Source organism: Paenibacillus sp. Z6-24 (assembly GCF_054161335.1).
On the sequence record NZ_CP096398.1, the window covers coordinates 1036104 to 1057233 of the forward strand.

17 protein-coding genes are annotated in these 21130 nt (G+C 48.7%); 9 read left to right on the forward strand and 8 right to left on the reverse strand.

What is annotated here, in order from left to right; translation table 11 throughout:
• Positions 1-9 precede the first annotated feature (9 nt).
• Positions 10-582, forward strand: coding sequence for a TetR/AcrR family transcriptional regulator (locus M1D61_RS04690; RefSeq protein ID WP_458121353.1), 573 nt, complete (start codon positions 10-12; stop codon positions 580-582).
• Between the two features lie 313 nt (positions 583-895).
• Here M1D61_RS04690 and M1D61_RS04695 read toward each other — a convergent pair whose 3' ends face one another.
• From M1D61_RS04695 to M1D61_RS04710, 4 genes are all read right to left on the reverse strand, one after another.
• Positions 896-1123, reverse strand: a complete 228-nt coding sequence (locus tag M1D61_RS04695; RefSeq protein ID WP_017815708.1) for a hypothetical protein — start codon at positions 1121-1123, stop codon at positions 896-898.
• 214 nt (positions 1124-1337) lie between these two features.
• Positions 1338-1991, reverse strand: a complete 654-nt coding sequence (locus M1D61_RS04700; protein ID WP_458121354.1) for a TraX family protein — start codon at positions 1989-1991, stop codon at positions 1338-1340.
• Between the two features lie 46 nt (positions 1992-2037).
• The gene (locus M1D61_RS04705) at positions 2038-2226 is read right to left on the reverse strand and encodes a hypothetical protein (RefSeq protein WP_458121355.1); all 189 of its coding nucleotides are present in this window, start codon (positions 2224-2226) and stop codon (positions 2038-2040) included.
• Positions 2227-2610: 384 nt separating this feature from the next.
• On the reverse strand, positions 2611-3609 hold the full coding sequence (locus M1D61_RS04710) for an NAD(P)/FAD-dependent oxidoreductase (RefSeq protein WP_458121356.1): 999 nt from the start codon (positions 3607-3609) through the stop codon (positions 2611-2613).
• Between the two features lie 649 nt (positions 3610-4258).
• On the opposite strand from M1D61_RS04710, the gene M1D61_RS04715 reads away from it, so the two are divergent.
• Entirely contained in the window at positions 4259-5452 is a 1194-nt protein-coding gene (locus M1D61_RS04715; protein ID WP_458121357.1) for an NAD(P)/FAD-dependent oxidoreductase, read from the forward strand.
• A gap of 1 nt (position 5453) precedes the next feature.
• Positions 5454-5702 (forward strand): hypothetical protein, encoded by a 249-nt coding sequence (locus M1D61_RS04720; RefSeq protein ID WP_458121358.1) that lies wholly within the window; start codon positions 5454-5456, stop codon positions 5700-5702.
• A 237-nt stretch (positions 5703-5939) separates the two neighbouring features.
• Here M1D61_RS04720 and M1D61_RS04725 read toward each other — a convergent pair whose 3' ends face one another.
• Both M1D61_RS04725 and hemQ read right to left on the reverse strand, forming a co-directional pair.
• Positions 5940-7943, reverse strand: a complete 2004-nt coding sequence (locus M1D61_RS04725) for a methyl-accepting chemotaxis protein (protein WP_458121359.1) — start codon at positions 7941-7943, stop codon at positions 5940-5942.
• A gap of 326 nt (positions 7944-8269) precedes the next feature.
• Positions 8270-9019, reverse strand: coding sequence for a hydrogen peroxide-dependent heme synthase (gene hemQ / locus M1D61_RS04730; protein ID WP_458121360.1), 750 nt, complete (start codon positions 9017-9019; stop codon positions 8270-8272).
• A gap of 332 nt (positions 9020-9351) precedes the next feature.
• Here hemQ and M1D61_RS04735 point away from each other — a divergent pair, with 332 nt between their 5' ends.
• The 4 genes from M1D61_RS04735 to uvrC all read left to right on the forward strand — a co-directional run bounded on the left by M1D61_RS04735 (position 9352) and on the right by uvrC (position 15102).
• On the forward strand, positions 9352-10911 hold the full coding sequence (locus M1D61_RS04735; RefSeq protein WP_458121361.1) for a helicase DnaB: 1560 nt from the start codon (positions 9352-9354) through the stop codon (positions 10909-10911).
• A 105-nt stretch (positions 10912-11016) separates the two neighbouring features.
• Positions 11017-11979, forward strand: coding sequence for a primosomal protein DnaI (dnaI, locus tag M1D61_RS04740; RefSeq protein WP_046215816.1), 963 nt, complete (start codon positions 11017-11019; stop codon positions 11977-11979).
• A gap of 183 nt (positions 11980-12162) precedes the next feature.
• On the forward strand, positions 12163-12480 hold the full coding sequence (gene trxA / locus M1D61_RS04745; protein WP_046215815.1) for a thioredoxin: 318 nt from the start codon (positions 12163-12165) through the stop codon (positions 12478-12480).
• A 543-nt stretch (positions 12481-13023) separates the two neighbouring features.
• Positions 13024-15102, forward strand: a complete 2079-nt coding sequence (gene uvrC, locus M1D61_RS04750) for an excinuclease ABC subunit UvrC (RefSeq protein ID WP_458121362.1) — start codon at positions 13024-13026, stop codon at positions 15100-15102.
• A gap of 89 nt (positions 15103-15191) precedes the next feature.
• Here uvrC and M1D61_RS04755 read toward each other — a convergent pair whose 3' ends face one another.
• Positions 15192-17315, reverse strand: a complete 2124-nt coding sequence (locus tag M1D61_RS04755) for a CPBP family intramembrane glutamate endopeptidase (RefSeq protein ID WP_458121363.1) — start codon at positions 17313-17315, stop codon at positions 15192-15194.
• Positions 17316-17620: 305 nt separating this feature from the next.
• Between M1D61_RS04755 and M1D61_RS04760 the strand changes: the two genes are divergently transcribed.
• Entirely contained in the window at positions 17621-18967 is a 1347-nt protein-coding gene (locus M1D61_RS04760; protein WP_458122408.1) for a TrkH family potassium uptake protein, read from the forward strand.
• Between the two features lie 66 nt (positions 18968-19033).
• Here M1D61_RS04760 and M1D61_RS04765 read toward each other — a convergent pair whose 3' ends face one another.
• The gene (locus M1D61_RS04765; RefSeq protein WP_458121364.1) at positions 19034-20002 is read right to left on the reverse strand and encodes a LysR family transcriptional regulator; all 969 of its coding nucleotides are present in this window, start codon (positions 20000-20002) and stop codon (positions 19034-19036) included.
• Positions 20003-20334: 332 nt separating this feature from the next.
• On the opposite strand from M1D61_RS04765, the gene M1D61_RS04770 reads away from it, so the two are divergent.
• Positions 20335-21003, forward strand: coding sequence for a succinate dehydrogenase cytochrome b558 subunit (locus tag M1D61_RS04770; protein WP_046215812.1), 669 nt, complete (start codon positions 20335-20337; stop codon positions 21001-21003).
• Positions 21004-21130: the final 127 nt, after the last annotated feature.

Genomic DNA, 21130 nt, shown 5'->3' on the forward strand with positions numbered 1-21130 from the left:
GTGAAGACAGTGGCAAGGCATAAGGAATTTGAAATTAACGAAGTACTGGACAAAGCGATGTATTTGTTCTGGACCCAGGGATACGAGAAAACATCCATGCAGGAATTGGTAGATACAATGGGAATTCATCGAAGAAGTATCTACGATACGTTTGGAGATAAACATGCCTTATTTATTCAAGTACTGCAGCGGTATAAATCTCTTCAGGCGCAGCGATTACAATTGTTAGTTGAAAGGCAAGCACCGGTGAAGCATACTTTGCGAATATTTCTAGAAACAACGATAGATAACAAAGAGATGCCCGCAGGGTGCCTTATGGCGAACTCGGGCGTGGAGCTGGGGTTACTTGATCCCGAAGTATCAACATTCGTAGAGCAGGGATACGCACAAACAGAACAATATTTGCGTGATTTGCTTGCTGCCGGTCAAGAGAAGGGTGAAATCAATGCAGACCTGGATGCCCAGGTTCTTTCTCACTATTTTATGAATGCTTGGTTGGGGCTGCGCACCATGATTAAAACAACAACGAACCCGCATAAAATAACCGACATTATTGATACCACGCTGCGTATTTTGGATTAGCCATCCGTATAGCTACAAGGATTTGCAGGCTGCATCTGGACATAGCAGCGGTATGCTGACAATCCTTTCAGGGTGAATAAATAATAATAGCCTAACGAGTCGCGATCGCAAGAAAGTGATGATGCTTTAGGCTTTTTTTATGGGGATACCGATTGATGGGTTGCATCTTTTTTATCACGAGTGTGGACAGCCTATCGTCCGAATAACCAAAAAGCCATCTTCTCTCCGTCATACATAGACGAAAAAAAGATGGCTGAACGGCCAGCAGAAGATACTGCTGCCGGTAAGGAGAAAGATCTATAGAGTATAAGGATCAATCAGTCTGAAACATGGTCATATCGCGGCTGTACAGACTCTTGGTACCGGATTGCAGATTGCGTACACGCACATATTTATTCGTATAGGCTTCTACATACCCTCGGCCGACTTCACAATACACGCCAGCAGGATCTTCCTGCCACACAATAATCAGGCTACCGGATAGCCCGGCGGTAAAAAAGTGAATGTCTTCGGTCAACGTATGTTTTTTATTGGATTTCATGGAGGAGCCCCTTCCTATATTAAAACCGCCTCACCGGCGGAATTGTTCCGGTAAAGATTATACTCTATGACTGTGCATATGGCGATAGCTTTTTTATATAAAAATAGAAAAAACCGGGAACAATGAAAATCCCGGTTTTTCGTTACTGCAGGGAGGCAGGAAACGTATCGGATTTCCTTGCCGATAATACGGAAATCTCTCCGCAAAGTCCTGATCAAAGATTAAAATAACCGTAAGTATTGCCCTGAACTATAATGGCAATGATCGCCAGATGTGCGGGATAGAATGCCCTCCATAACCAGCGCGGAGGAGCTATAAGTCTGACATCCGGGCGCAGTTCCGTACCGGCCGTGATCAGCAGCGTAGAGAAGATGCTGTAGATCTGGATCAGACTCATATGTCCTGCCAGTATGAAAATAACCGTAAGCGCAAAATGCGCCAGTACCATCATATAACCCGGTACATACCTGTAAATAAGAATAAGCAAAATGCCGTAAGCACCATAATCCGTATGCAGCAGTTCGGCAATAGCGCTGAATCCGGCAGCCAGCACAATCGACAGAGGGAACAGCTTCGTTGGTATGCGGTCAAGCAGCATTATCAGCAGCAGTCCAATCAGCAGGGTGAACACTACATTCAGATTCTCAATATTAAAAGCGAACATAAACGGGAACTGGGACACCAGTGCGATGATGAGCAGCCGGGTCATGTACTTATTCACATTGCGGGTATGCCGGTATCCGACGACCAGCAGATAGCAGTAGATCGGAAAGGCAATCCGCCCGATAATGCGCAAATACCGCTCATCGGAAAAAAAGGCATAGCCCAGATGATCAATCAGCATCGTAATCATTGCCAACCATTGCACAAGGCCACACCTCCATATTCATAACGGTAATCAGTCAACCGATCGGTCAAAAACTAAGCATGACACCACGCACAGCCAGTGAAATAACAAGCACTCCGAAAATAATAAAACCTGTGCCCGCAGCTTTGCTGTTTTGTTTGAAAAATTTGCTTCCGAGCGCTACCATCATGCCGCCGATAACGAGCAGCATAAGTGAAATAATCAAACGAAGGGTAAAGTATACGCCAACACTCAAGCCGGTAGACCTCCTTTATTTAAACAGTCTGCAATTAAAATCGATTTGGGATAACTTAATTTTAACAACTTCTTATTACTATACGATAAAAATCGGCCGCAAATCCAAGCAAAAGGTGAACAAATTGGCAACATCGGAAGCGCTGACAGAAAGAAATATACAGCAGCAGGCAATCACGCCGCTATTCGGTAGAACAGCGCATTCCCGGGCTTATTCCAAAATATACATAACACCATCTTGGATTCTCAGCAGCCGCTGATATCCAGAAAAAAAGCGCTGCTCCTGTCCGGTCGCAATGATGGAAAGGAGCAGCGCTTCTGTTTATTCAGGCTGCAAATGACATCCGGGCCGTTCGTAGCCAGGATGCCGCTGTGCAAATCAATCTTACAGCTTCATGTTACTGCTGTGTCCCGGAGACAGTTTGGCATCCGGATCCACATATACTTTGGCATTGTTGATCGCTGTAGGTGCCTCACCAAAACCGACGGCAATCAGCTTCAGTTTACCCGGATAGGTCGTAATATCACCGGCAGCAAAGATTCCTTCCACATTCGTTTCCATACGGGAATCGACGACGATGGAATTCTTCTCGATCTCAATGCCCCATTCCGCGATCGGACCGAGCGAGGACAGGAAGCCAAAGTTGATAATAACATCATCCACTTCAATCTCCTGGGTCTCACCGGACTTCACGTGAGCCAGAGTAATACGCTCGATGCGCTCTTCACCATGCAGCTCGGTGATTTCGGTCGGCGTGATGACTTTGACGTTGGAAGCCATCAGGTTCTCTACACTGTGCTCATGTGCGCGGAATTTGTCCCGGCGGTGAATCAGTGTCACTTCGGCTGCGACAGGTTCCAGCATCAGTGCCCAGTCGACAGCAGAGTCGCCGCCGCCGCTGATCAGTACCTTTTTACCGGCAAAACGGCTCAGGTCGCTGACAAAGTAGTGCAGGTTGGTCTGTTCGAACTGGGCTGCATTGGGCAGTTCCAGACGGCGTGGTTCGAATGCGCCCACACCGGCGGTAATGATGACCGCTTTGCTCTCATGCGTACCTTTATCGGTCGTTACAATAAAGTGGCGGTCGCCTTTTTTCTCCACGTTGAGCACTTTTTCTTCCAGACGGATATCTGTGCTGAACAGATTCATCTGCTGCTGCAGATTGTTGACGAGTTCCTGTGCAGTCACTTTCGGGAAGCCGGCCACATCATAGATATATTTCTCAGGGTAAAGGGCAGCGAGCTGTCCGCCCAGCTGAGGCATACTTTCGATCAGTTTGACAGATGCCTGACGCATACCGCCATAAAAAGCGGCAAACATGCCTGCAGGACCTCCGCCAATAATAAGGATATCGCTCATTTCTCCGGTGGTTGTAGATGTCACCGTACCACACCTCCATAAGTAGTGAAATCACAGTCTATAAGCAGAGCACTCAAGCGAGTGCCGGATGCTTCAATATAGGACATACATGCAAATCTTTTATCATTATAATCGGTTGAGAACGATTTTCAAAGGAAGGAAATGATCAATATTGTGAAGTGCAGGATCGCTTCAGTCGCTTTCTGAAAAATTATGATTAAATTTTACATGAAATATACTGAAAATTAAATTTTCTCTTGATCTTTTCAGCGAAAATAGCTATCATTTCAGTTGTGTCGATAATGGTTTGTGACAGAAAACGGACATTTTTTTGAAAAAAAAGCAAATTTTTTTTGAAAAAATGGAGTATAAAGGGTACAATATAATGTGACATATCGTATAGCATTAACTAGACATCGTCTTTATTTCTGCCACCTGTTGTGTATATTTTCACAATTGCACTCTAGCGCTTCCGTGAAATTTATATACAAGTTTCTGCCAGAATGAAGAACCATTATCCAAGGTTTGGTTAAATAATTTATATCGTTTCAGTGCAGTGTCTGACTGTCTGTCTTCTAACGTAAGTGGGCAGCTGGATAATGCACGTAATGAATATCATTATGATTCAGCATTTTCTAATGCTCAATTGAACAATTGGAAGGGGAAAACAGACATGAGTAGCATTCCAAAAATCGTCATTCTGGGCGCCGGTTATGGCGGTATTATGACAGCACAACGTCTTCAAAAAGAACTGAACTATAATGAGGCAGACGTGACCCTGGTGAACCGTCATGAGTATCACTACTTCACCACTCATCTGCATATGCCTGCAGCAGGTACGGACGCTGAAGAAAACGCATATGTGCCAATCTCCAAACTGATCGACGAATTCAAAATCGATCTGGTGAAATCCAATGTCAAACAAATCCTGCCACAGGAGAAAAAAGTAATCCTGGAAGACGGTACACTGTCTTACGATTACCTGGTTATCTCCCTGGGCGGCGAGCCGGAAACATTCGGTATCCCGGGCATGATGGAAAATGCAATGATGATCCGCAGCATCAACTCTGTTCGCAAAATCCGCGAGCATATCGAAAGCCAATTCGTGGCTTACAAAACCGATAAAAAACCGGAGCGCCTGAGCTTTGTTGTCGGCGGTGCCGGCTTCACAGGTATCGAGTTCGTAGCCGAGCTGGCTGATCGTGTGGCCGATCTGTGCAGAAAACACGGTATCGACCGTTCCGCAGTAAAAATCTACAACGTGGAAGCTGCTCCAACGGCACTGCCAGGCTTCGATCCTGAACTGGTAGAATACGCAATGAAAGTACTGCAAAACAAAGGCGTTACTTTCCGTATTGGCGTAGCCATCAAAGAATGTCAGCCGGACGGCGTAGTTGTCGGCGACGACATGGAGAAAATCCCGGCGAACACTGTCGTATGGACAGGTGGTATCCGTGGTAACCGTGTCGTGGAAGAAGCTGGCTTCGAAACCATGCGCGGCCGTGTCAAAATCGACGAATATCTGCATGTACCAGGTTATGATGATATCTTCATGATCGGTGACAGCGCACTGATGTTCAACCCGGAAGGACGTCCTTATCCTCCGACTGCACAGATCTCCATGCAGCAGGGACCGGTCGTGGCACAGAACATTCTGGCTGCCATCCGTGGACAACAACCGAAGAAATTCGTATTCAGCAACAAAGGTACTGTCGCTTCCCTGGGTAAAGGCGAAGCTGTTGGTATCGTAGGCGACCGCAAACTTAAGGGCTGGGTAGCTGCACAGCTGAAAAAAGTCATTGATATCCGCTGGCTGTTCATCATCGGTGGCGTATCGCTGGCACTGAAAAAAGGTAAATTCCTGTAAGATGCGTCATTGCAGCGTTCAGGTACGTGGATTGCTGACGCGTGACGAGCTGGACCGTTACAACGGCTTGATGGAAGCCGGTTCCTTTCTGGAAGAGCAGAGCCGTTATGATCTGGCTTATGTGATCCAGCAGGAAGTGGATCTGTTGATCCAGCCGGCCATTGAGCGGTTAAAGGATAAAAGCCGGGCACGTGACCGGGAAGAGCAGGAGTATCTCGCTTCTCTGAAAAATGAGGACACTGCTGAATAACCCGACTTTCCGTGAATAATGCTATGATATGCAGATACAGATAAAGAGCAGGCTCCGCTTAGGAGCCTGCTCTTTTTGTATTTGTAACAGTCTATTCAGGAGAGAACAGAGCAAGAGGGATAAGGGTAACGATTACTGATTGATGATAATTGAAGCACTAGGGTTGAAGTGTTGATTCAGCTTTGGCTATTTCCGGATGAAATCAATGATCGGAATGCGGGTGAAATTGACCTGATGTTACCGGGAAGACGTATCGCCGGCTGGCTCATCCACTTTGAACTGGCCGATCTCCTGGAGCAGATGATTGGCACTCTCGCTTAAACGCTTGGACGAAGTGGAGATGCTGGAAATGGACTGGGTCTGTTCAATAGTGGAAGAAGCAGCTTCCTGGGTAGCGGCAGCACTCTCTTCGGCTACGGCAGCCAGGCCCGTAATGACATCGGATACCTGAATGGCACCGGATTGGACTTCATTAACACCGGACAATACCTGAGTGATTCTGCCGATAATCCCATCGACCGAGCTGCGGATCTGTTCGAATGACTCGCGTGTCTCGCTCATGGACTGCTGCTGCTGTACTGTAGTCTCCCGGAAGGAGGCGAGTACAGTAGAACTTTGTCTGCCGGCATCCTGCAGTTCGGTCAGCAGGGCGCTAATATCGGAAGCGGAATGGGAAGCCTGTTCGGCGAGCTTTTGCACTTCACTGGCGACAACGGCGAATCCGCGTCCATGCTCACCGGCACGGGCGGCTTCAATGGAAGCGTTCAGGGACAAAAGGTTGGTCTGGCTGCTGATATCACGAATAACCTGCGTAATCTTGGCGATCTCTTCCAGCTTGTCGATAAGCAGGGAGTTGGAGGACTCTACGCGTTTGGTCGATTCCTGACCTGCTTGGGATAGCGCACTCTGTTGAGTAATAGCATCCGTACCGCGTGTCATCGCTCCATTGACTTCTTCGATCATGTTGGCAGCCTGTCCGGCATGAGCGGATACCTGCTCCAGCGACTGGGTCATGGTCATTACCATCTCGGCACCGGATTGGATCGATTCGGCCTGGTCATTGGCACCGCGGGCAATTTCTTCAATAACGGTCGAGATTTGCTGGGCGATATCTCCTGAGCTGGAGGCATTATTGTTCATTTGCTGTGAAGCGGCATTTACATTCTCGGCAGAACGAGAGACGGTCTGGATCAGATTGCGCAGAGCGGCAGACATGGTATTGAAGTCTGCTCCCAGCTGGGCAATTTCATCCTTGCCTTTGACTGGAACCTGTACAGTGAGATCGCCTTCGGCCAGTTTTTGTGCGTTTTCTTTGAGAATATTCAGAGGCTTTACGATACGAGATGCGACTACAAAAGCGAATGCAGACAATGCCACAGTCAGTACAATTAGAATAAGAGTAATCTTATTGCGTAACTGTACATAATCAGCGAAAGCATATTTCTCGGAGATGGAAGTGGCGATCGTCCAGCCGGTTCTTGGCAGCTTTTGATAATATATCAGCTGTGGGTCACCATTGTAGCTGTAGGAGACCAACCCGGAATTGTTGGCAGTCAGGGAAGAGGCAACATTTTGATAATCAGCCTGCTCGGCCAGCAGTTTATTAACAAATTCGGTATTCGGATGAGCGAGAACATTTCCGTTGCGATCGAGCAGGAAGCTGAAGCCGCCCGATGTTTTAATTGAATTGATATATTCAGTAATGGTAGAAAGATAGATATCTTCTCCAAGTATGGCGGCAACTTTTCCATTTTCATCTTTTAGGGGCATTGTAATGGGTACAGAGTATTTGTTAGTCGATATATCGAGATAAGGATCATTAACACTCAATTTGTTGGCGGCCAACCCATTTATATACCAGGGACGCTGGCGAGAATCATATCCTGCATCCGGTATCCAGCCGCTCCCATCTACGAGAGCACCGTTATCAAGACCTAAATATAGATCGGATATGGTCCCATTGTTGAGCTCGCTTTTGTATACTTCCAGATGCTTGACAGTTACCTGATCAATGGGGATATTATCTTGAATAAATGTTCCTATCGTCTCCAGCACTTTGCTGTTGGTATTAATCCAGCCTTCTGTCTGACTTACGGCCGTTTTTACTGTACCTTTTAATTCATTGTTCACGGACTGCGTTGCTTCCTTGTTAAGCGCATACAGAGCAATGGCACCTACAGGTACGGCAATAAGAACGACTGCTGAAATGACGAGTAGAATCAACTTGAATTTTAAAGACATGTGATCTCCCTCTTTCTCTTTTCTCCGTAAAATAATGGTAAGTATCAATGATTTTAATTTTATATCGTCAAGACATCTGGAAAATATTACATTATTCGACGCAAACTTTTCGGAATTTGAGCCTTTTTTACCAAATATATTGCTAGGGATTTTATTTGAAAGAAAACACTTACAAAAAAAGAGAATAGGCAAGTAGGAAAGATGGGCTTGCAGAGTCTGTCCATTTATATAAAAAAACCTGTACATGATCCGGAATATAGGGGATCGGTACAGGTTATGGGATGAATAGTAATCAATCTGCATTAATTACCGGGCATATGCAATATTTACAATTTTAGCATTTCTTCAAATTTATCGCTGTCCAGCAGACTGCCTACATAAAAAGCGCCGAATTCGCCAAATCGTGCGCTGGCTTCGTCAAAGCGCATTTCATAGACAAGCTTTTTGAACTGCAGGGCATCATCGGAGAATAGGGTGACGCCCCATTCCCAGTCGTCCAGACCGACAGAACCGGTAATGATCTGTTTGACCTTGCCGGCGTAGCTGCGGCCGATCAGACCGTGACTGCGAATCATCTCGCGGCGTTCTTCCATTGGCAGCATGTACCAGTTATCGCTCAGGTTGCGCGTTTTGTTCATCGGATAGAAGCAGATATAGCGGGCAGCAGGCAATGCCGGTTTGAGGCGGGCGACCACCTGCGGATTCAGCATTGGATCTTCCTCGCTCTTGCCGGCCATGTAGCTGCTCAGCTCGACTACGCTGACATAGGAGTATGCTTTTTCCGTAAACCGGGCAAAAGTCGTTTTGTTAAATTCGGTCTCAATCTGATTCAGATCTTCGAGCGTCTCGCGCAGATGCATCATTACAAAGTCGGCTTTTTGTCCGACAATGCTGTAGACCGCTGTGCTGCCGCTTCCTTCTGCGCTGATCGTGTTCCATTGATGGATAAGCGCGTTCAATTCTTCGAGTGCACCCGCACGTTCTTCATCATCGGCAGCTTTCCATGCCGTCCAGTTGATCGTACGGAAATCATGCAGTGCGTACCAGCCTTCCAGTGTAGCTACAGCTTCGTTCATAAAAGAAATCACTCCTGTATGTGTAAGTTGGTCAACCGTGTATTTCCGGGAATATAATAAGGCGCAGCTGTTCAATCCATGCGCCCGGTCTGCAAAACCTGACCCTATTATTGTAACCGAACCGGTGGGGCAGAGCAATTCACTTCACACTCTGTTCATCGTTGCTTCATCTAAAAAAATGTTATTGATGTGCATTCCCGCAAACAATAGATCATGTTGAAGCACAGTGGTTATTCCGCCCATATTTTCACTTTATTTTCAGAGTGGAAAATGAATGTTTTGTGGTAGAATAGAATTCCGTATAAATGGGTGCAGCAGAAAGGGGGCGGAATATGCGCATCAAGAATTTACTTCATTTTACAGAGAATCATCGTTACTGCGTATACCGCGAATTTGGATTGGGCAGTCTGGACGAACGGATGCTGAACCTGGTCTACCAGCCGCTCACCGGAGCGTTCGCCATCAGTCTGTATCGGCTGCTCTGTGATCATTTGAACGCTCAGCAGGTGGGCTATTCGCCAGTGGAGCAGCAGCGTGGTCTGTTTCTTACGCTTGGTCTGGAACCGGGGGAACGCGGACGTAAGCAGCTGATGGAACAGGCATCCCTGCTGGAAGCAGTCGGTCTGCTCCAGACGAGCCGGGTTTATTTTCCGAATGAGGATGACTATATATATGAATACGAACTGCAGCAGCCGCTGTCACCGGGCGAGTTTTTCCGGACACAGCATCTGACACTGCTGCTGCGGGACAAGATTGGCAAGTTTGCTGTGCTGTCGCTGCGAGAGCAGTTTTTCGCCAAGCAGCCGGAGGGCTGGGATAGCCAGTCTGTACAGAAAGAAAATATTTCACAGCCGTTCTATGATATATTTGAGCTTAATACGCATGTGATCGATTATGAACTGGAGCAGGCGCTGACCGAAGTGAGTACGCAGACTCGCAGCAACCAGCCGAAGCTGAGTGAGGACGATCTGATCAACTATGCGGATATTATCCGTTATTTCCCGCGGGGATCGCGCAACCGGCAGTTTGTGGAAAAGCTGCGCTTTCAGCCGGAACAGATGAATGTACTGAGTTATATCGCCTATAAATACAAGCTGGATATCCAGGATATTTGCCGAATACTGGATGAGGACGGGATCTTCACCGCAGACGGCGAACTGGCCGAGGAAGAGATCCAGCGCCGGGCGAATCTACAGTATCGTCAGGGCAAAAAACGGACAGAAGAGCGCCAGATCCACGAAGCCAAAGTGATATCCCTGCGCCAGCAGCACCAGCAGGAAGCGGGCGAAGAGCCGCAGGATCTGCCGGTGGAGCACGCAGTGGAGATGGAATACTATCTGGAAGTGCCCAGACAGTTTACCGGCAAATGCGATATTCATCAGTACAATATGATGCTGCGCAACCAACCGTACACCCGGATGCTGGAAATGTTCTATCCGGGCAGTGTACCAAACAGTATTAATGATATTTTCGAGCATATCGATATTAATTATAAGCTGCCCGAAGAAGTGATGAATGTGCTTATTCATTACCTGCTGGCCGTCAAGATGTCCCAGCCGGGCGAGCGCCTGAGCGGCAAGTTCGTGGACTGGATTGTAACGAATATGCTGAATCAGCAGGTCAATACGTATGAGAAGGCTGTCCGTTATGTACAGGAGCAGAACAAGCTGGATCTGCGTATCAGTGATCAGGCCAAGCTGAAAGGCAAAGAAGGAGCGGCAGGCACCTCCAAGCGCACCGGACGCAGCTATGGACGTACGCCGGCACGCGCCAAGCCGGAGATTCCTATCGTGGAAGGTTCACAGGGGAAAACATCCAGCATATCCGACGAGGAGCTGGCTGAGGTGCTGAGAATGGCCGAACAGATGCAGTCCGGCAAAAACGGCGGCTAAACAGCCGCTGAACCGGCGATGAGCAGGATGCGCTGTAAGCCTGTCTGCAGCCTTATCACAGGCAGCAATAGTAAGAGTTGAACAAACGGGAAGGGGCAACACACCATGGAATCCATCGGTGATCTGCTGCGGCAGATGAAGAGTACGCGATTTCGGGAACAATCGAACAAGATTGCCACGCAGCTGTTCACGGATCCGCTGGTGATGGAGCTGCGCAGCCAGCATCCGGAGCTGACCGATCAGGAGCTGATGACCAATCTCAGTAAGCTGTACCAGTATGTCGGGGATCAGCGCAACTGCGATAATTGTCCCGGACTCGATAATTGCCCGAATGATTTTCAGGGGCATTATACCAAGCTCAGTGTGCAGTCATCCGAAGAAGGAGCCCGGCTGCATGAGCGCAAAACACCATGCCAGAAACAGCTGAGCAGACAGCATGAACAGCAGGTCAGACAGCGGATTCACAGCTTTTATGTGGATGACCGTGCTTTGAATGAAGGTTACAACGCCGTGGAGATCGTATCCAAGGATATCGAACGTGTCCCGGCGGTCAAGAAAATTTTTGGTTACATTAATGAAGTGAAACAAAATGGACTGTCCGCCAAGGGGCTGTATCTGGTTGGCCACTTTGGTACAGGCAAGACCTTTTTGATGTCCTATATGCTGCATGAGCTGGCCAAAGCCGGATATACCGGCGTGATTGTATATATGCCTGAATTTGTGGAAGATCTGAAGTCGATGTTCCAGGATAACAATCGGATGAAAGAAACGATTGAGATTATGAAAAATACGGATCTGCTGATCTTTGATGATATAGGCGCAGAGAATCTGAACCCATGGGTACGTGATCATGTGCTGGGTGCCATCCTCAATTACCGGATGGAGCGCAAGCCTACTTTTTATACATCGAATTATTCGCTGGATGCGCTGCTGCAGCATCTGAGCTTTACGAATAAAGATGGCGAAGAACGGTACAAAGGCGAGCGGCTGATGAACCGGATTGCTCCGTTTGTCGATGTGATCAGCGTAAGCGGAGAGAACAAGCGTGGAGATATCCCGGGCGTTTGATTTGTTACTTTTGATATAATAGTAATTAAATAATAAATGCTTACTAAAATATAGATAAGTATAATAAATTCGTATTATCTGTTTCGGAATTCGCATTCCTGTGTTATAATAGGGGTGTAATAGGTTCTATAGTTGTTTAAATAATGAATAATTCAAATAAAGGTATTCAAGGAGGAAATTCCCATGGCAATCGTTAATGTATCTGATCAATCCTTTACAAGTGAAGTAGAGGGACAAGGCACAGTGCTGGTAGACTTCTGGGCACCATGGTGCGGTCCTTGTAAAATGCTTGCTCCAATCCTGGATGAGCTGGCAACTGAAGTTGGCGACAGCGTGAAAATCGCTAAAGTCAACGTAGACGAAAACCCTGAAACTGCTTCCCGTTTCGGCGTAATGAGTATCCCTACAATGATCTTCTTCAAAGACGGTCAACCGGTAGATAAAGTTGTAGGCCTGAACTCCAAAGATTCCCTGAAATCCATCCTGGCAAAACACCAATAATTTTGCCTGGCATATAAGATAACTGCAGCCAAGTGCAGCCCGTCCTTCGGATGAAGCTGTGCCTGCTGCTCCACAACCCCTGGTGTATACCGGGGGTTTTTTTCTGTCATCAGGTGGATGCGGCGGTGATGTAAAGGGCAGGATATATACAGAACATACGTTGCTATAAAGCTACCAGTTCCCCTGCAATAGCTGGTATAATAAATAAGTCACCCACTCAGTTGAACCATAGTGGTGCCCGCTATAACGATAAAGATGCTGCTGTACCCATAATAAGAGCTTTTATTACCCAACTATACAGGTTGCCCTCAACGGGGTAATACATTGTAATATGCAGTCTGCTCAGCTGGTTCTGCTCGCCTGCACAGAGCGCAGGAAAAGGAATTGGACCAAAGGACGACCTTTAAGCCATAAGATCGACCGCCAGCGGTCATTTGAGATTTCATGGCTTAACCGGAGGACGTGGCCCAATCCTTTTCCGGAGCGGTTGATGCCCAGCATAGCAGTCATCTCACACCACGATTACCCAGAAAGGAGAAGTCTATGGATTCACATTTGGAGACGATTCGCGAACAGGAACAGGCCATGGATAATATCCGCAACAAGCTGGCACTGCTGCCTGATCTGCCGGGCTGTTACCTGATGAAGAACCGGGAAGGCACGATTATCTACGTCGGTAAAGCCAAAGTGCTCAAAAACCGCGTCCGGTCTTATTTTACAGGCAGCCATGATGGTAAAACCCAGCGTCTGGTCGCAGATATCCGCGACTTTGAATATATTGTAACCGGCAGTAATATGGAAGCACTCATTCTGGAGTGTAACCTGATCAAAACCCATCAGCCCAAATACAATGTACTGCTGAAGGACGACAAGACTTTTCCATATATCAAAATTACCAATGAAGCGCACCCGCGACTGGAAGTTACCCGGCGTGTGCTCAAGGATAAAGCCAAGTATTTTGGCCCTTATCCAAACGCTTTTGCCGCCCAGCAGACCAAAAAGCTGCTGGATCGCATGTATCCGCTGCGCAAATGCAAAGTGATGCCCAAGGAAGTATGCCTGTATTACCATATGGGCCAATGTCTGGCGCCATGTGAGTACGAAGTGCCGGAGAAATCCTACGATGAGATCCGCCAGGAGATCACCCGCTTCCTGAGCGGTGGTCATGAGGAGATCAAAAAGGATCTGCAGCGCAAAATGGAAGAAGCGGCGGAGGATCTGTACTTTGAACGTGCCAAGGAGCTGCGTGACCAGATTCGTCACATTGATGCGCTGATGGAAAAGCAGAAAATTACGATGGCCGACGCCAGAGACCGCGATATCTTCGGTTTCTCGGTGGATAAAGGCTGGATGTGTGTACAAATTCTGTACGTGCGTCAGGGTAAAATGATCGAGCGTCATGCCTCGGTATTTCCATTCTACGGAGAGCCGTATAATGACTTCATGTCCTACGTCACCCAGTATTACAGCGATAATCCGGCCATGCCGCAGGAGATTCTGCTGCCGGCAATGGAAGCGTCTGCCGATCTGGACAGTGCCGATGCAAAGGCATTGGATGCAGCGGAGCAGGAGGGTCTGAATACCAATGACAAAGACGGTTCTACCGGAATGAATGATCTGGCTGATCACGTAGCCGAGACGGGTCAAGAATATGCCGTCCGCTCTGCAGCGATGGAAGCAGAAGCAGCAGAGTCTGAAGAGCCGGTGAACGTCTCCGGTGAGCAGCAGGGCGATCCGGAAAGTGTCAAAGCCGCCGGAGGCGACCAGCTCGATGCTCCGAGCAGCGCCCAGATGCTGCAGCAGTGGCTGGGTATCAAAGTACTCATTCCACGCCGCGGTCTGAAACGGCAGATGATTACAATGGCTCAGGACAACGCCAGAGTCTCACTGGATGAGAAGTTCCGTCTGATTGAACGCGATGAAGAGCGTACGTCCAAAGCGGCAGAAAATCTGGGTCAGGCGATCGGCCTGAACAATCTGCACCGGGTAGAGGCATTTGATAACTCGAATATTCAGGGTTCCGATCCGGTATCGGCGATGGTCGTATTTATCGATGGCAAGCCGGCCCGAAAGGAATACCGCAAATACAAAATCCGCACCGTAGAGGGCGCGGATGACTATGGTACGATGCGTGAAGTTATCCGCCGCCGATATGAACGGGTGCTCAAGGAAAATCTGGAGATGCCCGACCTGATTGTGGTCGATGGCGGTAAAGGCCAGATCTCTGCAGCGGCAGATGTGCTTGAGAACGAGCTGGGTCTGTTTATCCCGGTGTGCGGGCTTGTGAAGGATGCAAAGCACCGGACCGCCCAGCTGATGGTTGGCGATCCGGCAGAACCCGTCAAGCTGGCCCGCGACAGTCAGGAATTCTATCTGCTGCAGCGGATTCAGGATGAGGTTCACCGGTTTGCGATTACTTTCCACCGGGAGCAACGCGGCAAATCGATGGTTGTCTCCCAGCTGGACAGCATTCCGGGTATCGGTGAGAAGCGGCGCAAGCTGCTGCTCAAGCATTTTGGCTCCGTAAAAAAAATAAGAGAAGCCAGTGTCGCAGACTTCCGGCCTCTCTCGATCGGCGACAAGCTCGCCCGGCAAATATTGGATGCATTAAAAGAAGAGTAGCCACCATGGCTACTCTTCTTTTTTTGATTATGATCATGCAGTAGTGCGGGTTGATGATACGTCGTCTGTAATACGGATAAACCAGAGTATTATTTCGATGTACCTTCATCGTCTTTTCGTATCGGTGGATGCTCTGTTACCGGGTTGCTCTGCTGACCGGCAGTATCCGGTGAAGCAGGGGCAGATGATCCCGGTTCTGCGGTACGGTTGGTCTCGGGCTTATGAAGATTAACCGGCTGCTGATCAACTGCAGGCGATGCTTCATGTTCAACGGTATGAGTCGGCTGACCGGATGATTCTGACGAATGAACAGGTTGCTGGTCATGATAGCTGTCCTGCGGAGCAGGGGGCTGTACCGGTGCGGCAGGCGCCTGTGGTTCCTGATAACGCTGGAACCGGCTCGGATCATTGGGCAGTCCCTCTCCATGATGATGTGCAGGAGCACCTGGATTGTAATAGGAATGCGGCGGTTGGCCGATTCCCGGCTGTCCGGTTGGCGCATATACCGGCATTCCGCTCTGCTGTGACGGTGTATATGGCGGATACGCATTATCCACACCTTTATTACGGGTGAACAGGTAGATGATATACGCAATAAGGGCCGGCATAATGATGTAGAAAATACCAAGTGCGATATTGCCTGCTCCGCCTACAGTCATTAGACTGAAGGACATCAGAATTGTATCGAACATGACGTGGGCGAATACGACAGCGATAAAGCCGTAACGCAGGAACACCAGACTGAACAGCAGTCCGATAATGAGCAGTTCCACCGGACGGGCGTAGACCGGATAGATCGGATACAGCGTATGACCGAGCGCCCAGATGATCGAAGTGATCGCCGAAGCGACAAATGTATTACGCAGCAGCTTTTTGAGCATGCCGATCCCGAACAGGCGATAGACGCCTTCTTCGCCAATACCTGCCATCCAGGCGAGCAGCGGCAGCAGTGCCGGTATAGCCATGTTGTATGGAGAACTGGAATCGTCACTGGACGAGAATATGCCGAGTGCATTTTCCAAAAACAGATAAATAATTGACTGCACACCGAGCAAAATAATAGCGAACAGATAACCGACTGCAGCGCTGTGCAGTACATATTTGCCATAGCCGATCTCTCTGGAGCGCGGCCACATGTTCATCCCGCGTTCCCGCCACAGGCCATCACCGCCGACGAGGGAGAAGTAGAGCAGTACGGCCATCATGACGTTCAGGATCAGCTGCAGCGCGACCAGGAACAGCATCATGAAGACACCATAACCTTCGCCGCCGAAGCTGGCTTCAAAATAAGGCCACATGTTAACGACACTGATCACGGATACTGCGCAGTAGATCAGCGACAGTACAATTCCTCGTTTAAAGGAAGTATGCTTGCGTTTCAGGGAAGCGAATACGATCGCCAGCACGCCGAGCACCAATGTGAACAGTCCATAACCGGCAAAAGTCAGCCAGTAGGCCAGTGTAGTTTGCTTTTCAATATAACTTGTATAGGAAGAGGGCGGCGTTAGCTCCGGCTGAAAAGAGCGCAGTTCGCCTTCTTCAAAGGTGAATTTGAGATGCAGCTGGGCTTCGTCAAGCTTGCCGCCATCACGCATCACATAATCCAGTCCGGGACCTCCATTGGTCTGAAGTTCCAGCGCATTCGGATCATAACCCATCGTTTTCAGTACAGGGCGAGCCTGTTCGACTTTTTGGGTGAGGGTCATATTGCCCTCATTGGCTGAAGTCGGCTTGGGAGATAACGGATTGCTGGTGTCCATCGGAGTGTCCGAATCGGTTTTGATCAGAAAAGCGACTACTTTTCCGGTATTCATATGTACATCAATATCTACGGAAGACAGGTAGCCCTCTGCTTTGTAATGTACACGGAAAATATCATAGGGAGCGATTTTCTCCAGTTGTTTGCTGTACTGCTTGCTAAGCTTTTCCTTGGCTACATATCCGCTCAGCTCCGAATCGGTATGATAGCTGACTGCAGGGGATTTCAGACGGCTGATCATCTCCGGGTCCAGCGGCAAATTATTTTTAAATGCGTCAGCACTGGCAATTGCTTTTTCCTGGCTGATCACATTGGTCTGGTCCACTTCCAGTGTCTCTGAAGCGGTTAGCGGAATCACCTGGGTAAATAAAAAGATGACCAGAGCGATAACTGCCAGAATGCTCAGTATCTTGTAATTGGGTTTAAGCTGTACAGGCTTGCCTGTTGGGTTCATAAGTTCCTCCTTGGTGTAGTCATGTTATTTGTCCGTTCGCCTACCAGCCTGTCGACTTGGATCCGGGAAAAGAATCGGGTGTAATACGACAAAAGGCGCAGATAATGCAAGTTTAGCGCAATCTGTTAACTATTGCAAAATAGCTTTGTAGTCCGGTAAGACAGAGCGTATAATCATTAAGCATCCGATTGAAGATAAGCGGGATAGACGGATATCCGACAGGTAAAGTTATCATTGATATACACGCATATGGATGTTTATGAATACTATGAATGAAAGTGAACAGAGGTGTACATACGTTGAAGATGAATTTGAAGTTAAAAGTCAATGCCAGAGCATGGACGCCGCCGCGTATTCTGGCGCTGGGCTATGCGACCATTATTTTGCTGGGAACCGCGCTGCTGATGCTGCCCGAGTCGCATCAGGACGGCGTGGGAATGAGCTTTTTGAATGCGTTCTTTACCGCTACGTCGGCTACCTGTGTAACCGGCCTGGTCGTAGTGGATACGGGAACATTTTTCACTACATTTGGCCAGACGGTCATCATGTGTCTGATCCAGATCGGGGGTCTGGGCTTTATGACAATGGCGACGCTGATTGCACTGGTATTCCGCCGCCGAATCTCCCTGCGGGAACGTCTAATTCTGCAGGAGTCCATGAATCAGGGCGATATGGAGGGCATCGTCCGTCTGATCAAAAAGGTACTATATTATTCCTTTGCGATTGAGCTGGTCGGTGCGATACTGTTCAGCCTGCGGCTGATAATGGATCATCCTCCCGGACAGGCTGTGTTTTTTGGAATGTTTCATGCCGTATCGTTGTTTAACAATGCCGGATTTGACCTGTTTGGCGATTACCGGAGTCTGACCGGCTATGTTGACGATCCAATCATGAATCTGGTGGCAATTCTGCTGATTATACTGGGCGGTCTCGGATTTGTGGTACTGTCCGACCTGATCGAATTCCGCAAAAACCGCAGACTGTCCCTGCACACCAAATCGGTACTGCTGATGACGGGCATTCTGCTTACGACCGGATTTATACTTGTGTTTCTGTTCGAATTCTCCAATCCGGGTACACTCGGAAAATTAGGCTGGGGCGGCAAGTTCTGGGCGTCGTTGTTCCACTCCACCACGACCCGTACAGCCGGAGCCAATACGGTTGATCTGACCCAACTGCGGCAGGCTACGCTGCTGCTGACCATTATATTCATGTTTATCGGCGGTTCGCCGGGTTCCACGGCCGGCGGGGTCAAGACGACAACGATTCTGCTGATGTTTGGCGCGGTGCTTGCCATGCTGCGCGGACGCAAGGATGTCGTGCTGTTCCGCTTCCGTCTGGGTCAGGAACGCATTTTCAAGGCGCTGACGATTGTTATCTTTGCGCTGGTACTGGTGATGACAGCAACGATGATTCTCAGCATGACAGAAACGGCGGATTTCCTGACCGTATTATTTGAAGTCACATCCGCTTTTGGTACGGTGGGACTATCGCTCGGATTAACACCGCACCTGACAGTGATCGGTAAGCTGCTCATTTGTCTGCTGATGTTTGCCGGACGGGTCGGGCTGATCACGCTTGCTTATGCACTGGCACCAAAGCAGGAGAAAGAGCCTTTCCGCTATGCCGAAGGCAAGATCATGATCGGCTGATTACCTGCCTGATCATCTGCCGGGCATCATGTTTGTACGAATATATTCGGCTAAATGAAAATGATCCTATGGCGACCACTCTTCATTTTCCAGCCGTGGAGCCGTATCGGCAACCCGGATATTCGCATCCTTGATCATCTGTGAGGAATCGTCAAACCGGGCGGTCGTATCGGCAATCCACTGGCGCGCCGCTGATCCCAGCTCGGCTGCTTCATTATAAATCAGGCAGGTCGTACGGCGTGTCTGCTCCAGCTCCGGAATATGCAGAGAGACCAGCTCGTTGCTCGACAGCAGCTGTTCACCGATATAGGAGCGGGGCAGCAGCGCCGCCGCCATGCAGATCGGCAGCAGCCTTACAATCGCTTCAAACGAATCGATCTCCATCCGCAGATCAGGCATGACCATATATCGGTGAAAGACATCATCGATCAGTTTGCGATACCAGGTACCTTTGGAGAACATAATCATTGGCAGCCCCTGCAGATCCTGCATGTCGGGCTGCTTTTTGCTGGCCAGAACATGACTTTTGGGCAAGACCAATTCCAGATGGTCGTCAAATAGCGGTGCACAGACTAGCCCCGACTCATGGATGGAAGAGGCGACGATGCCGATATCGGCACGTTTGTCACGAATGTCATTGACAATCTCGTGCGTCTTGCCTGTAATGAGCTTGACCTCGGCATACGGATGCTTCTCGGTAAAGCTGCGTACGAGCGGCGGCATGGTCGTCTGCAGGGTGGTCAGGCTGGCTCCAAACGTTACTGTCGTCTGTTCCTCGGACTTGTAACGGTTGAGGCTCTGGAGGAAGCGCAGCTGCTGCTGGCGCTGTTCCAGGGCAAACGTATAGGTCAGCCGCCCGATAGCGGTCAGCTCCAGCCGTTTGCCGTTACGGTTAAACAGGGCAACCCCCAGCTGTGACTCCAATTTGGCTATTTTGCGGGAGAGTGCGGGCTGTGATAAATTCAGCAGCCGGGACGCTTGATTCAGACTCGATTGCTCGACAACGACAGCAAAAACATCTAAATCTTCTATCATCTGGGAAATAATCTCCTCTCTTATGCAAAAAAGTTATAACATTTAATAATTATATTGCAATTCCATTATAAGCCAAATTAGAGTAACATAAAAAGCGACACAACTTGTTCACATACGAACGTTATGTGAATATCTTTTCACGGAAGAAAGATATTGCATAACCGGACGCCTTATTTACAGTCGTGAACAAGCTGTAAAGCTACGGAAGATGGGGAACTTCCTAGCAAGGATGGAGAGAGGTCCGATACTTGCCTGTCCGTCCGGGTCTAGGCGGCATTTCAATATGCCTGTCGATATGAAAACGCTCTTATTAGGAAAGGGGAACGTCATTCATGAAAGGCTTTTACGCCAGAAGGCTGCATTCGCTGCTCGGGGTCATTCCGCTCGGTTTATTTTTTCTGGAGCATATGATCACCAACTTTTCTGCCTATGAAGGAGGAAAGGAATCTTTTGATGCCGGAGTGGAATTTCTAAATGGTCTGCCACTTGTACTGGTTCTGGAGACCTTTTTTATTTTCCTTCCGCTGCTCTATCACGGCATCTACGGTCTGTATATCGCATATCAGGCCAAGCCGAACAATGCTCATTATGGAAATGAGCGCAACTGGCGCTATACGCTTCAGCGTGTGACCGGTGTTATCACTTTTATCTACATCGCATGGCACGTATACGATACCCGCTTCCAGGTTGCGCTTGGTAATGTAACGCATGAGCAGCTGGGTGGAGTCATGCACAATATCGTCACCAATCCGGCAACATTCGTGCTGTATACGATTGGTGTGGTAGCGGCTTCGTTCCACTTTGCCAATGGACTCTGGTCGTTCCTCGTTACCTGGGGGATCACGGTAGGACCAAGATCGCAGCGCGTTTCTTCATACATCTGTATGGCGCTGTTTGTGATCGTATCGATTATGTTCGTTCTGTCTCTGGTAGCATTCCGTAATATGGAATTCCAAGACCCAACCGTTGCATTTCAAAGCATTCGTCATTTTATCGCATAAATGACCCTGCCGCTGTGCTAATCCATCTCATTGTATCGTCTGCAGTGCCTGAAAGGGCAGGCCGATATGCAGCGGATGGCATTCACAGCCAGTCAGGGGCAAGCAGGTTAAAGGGGAGGGTAATTTC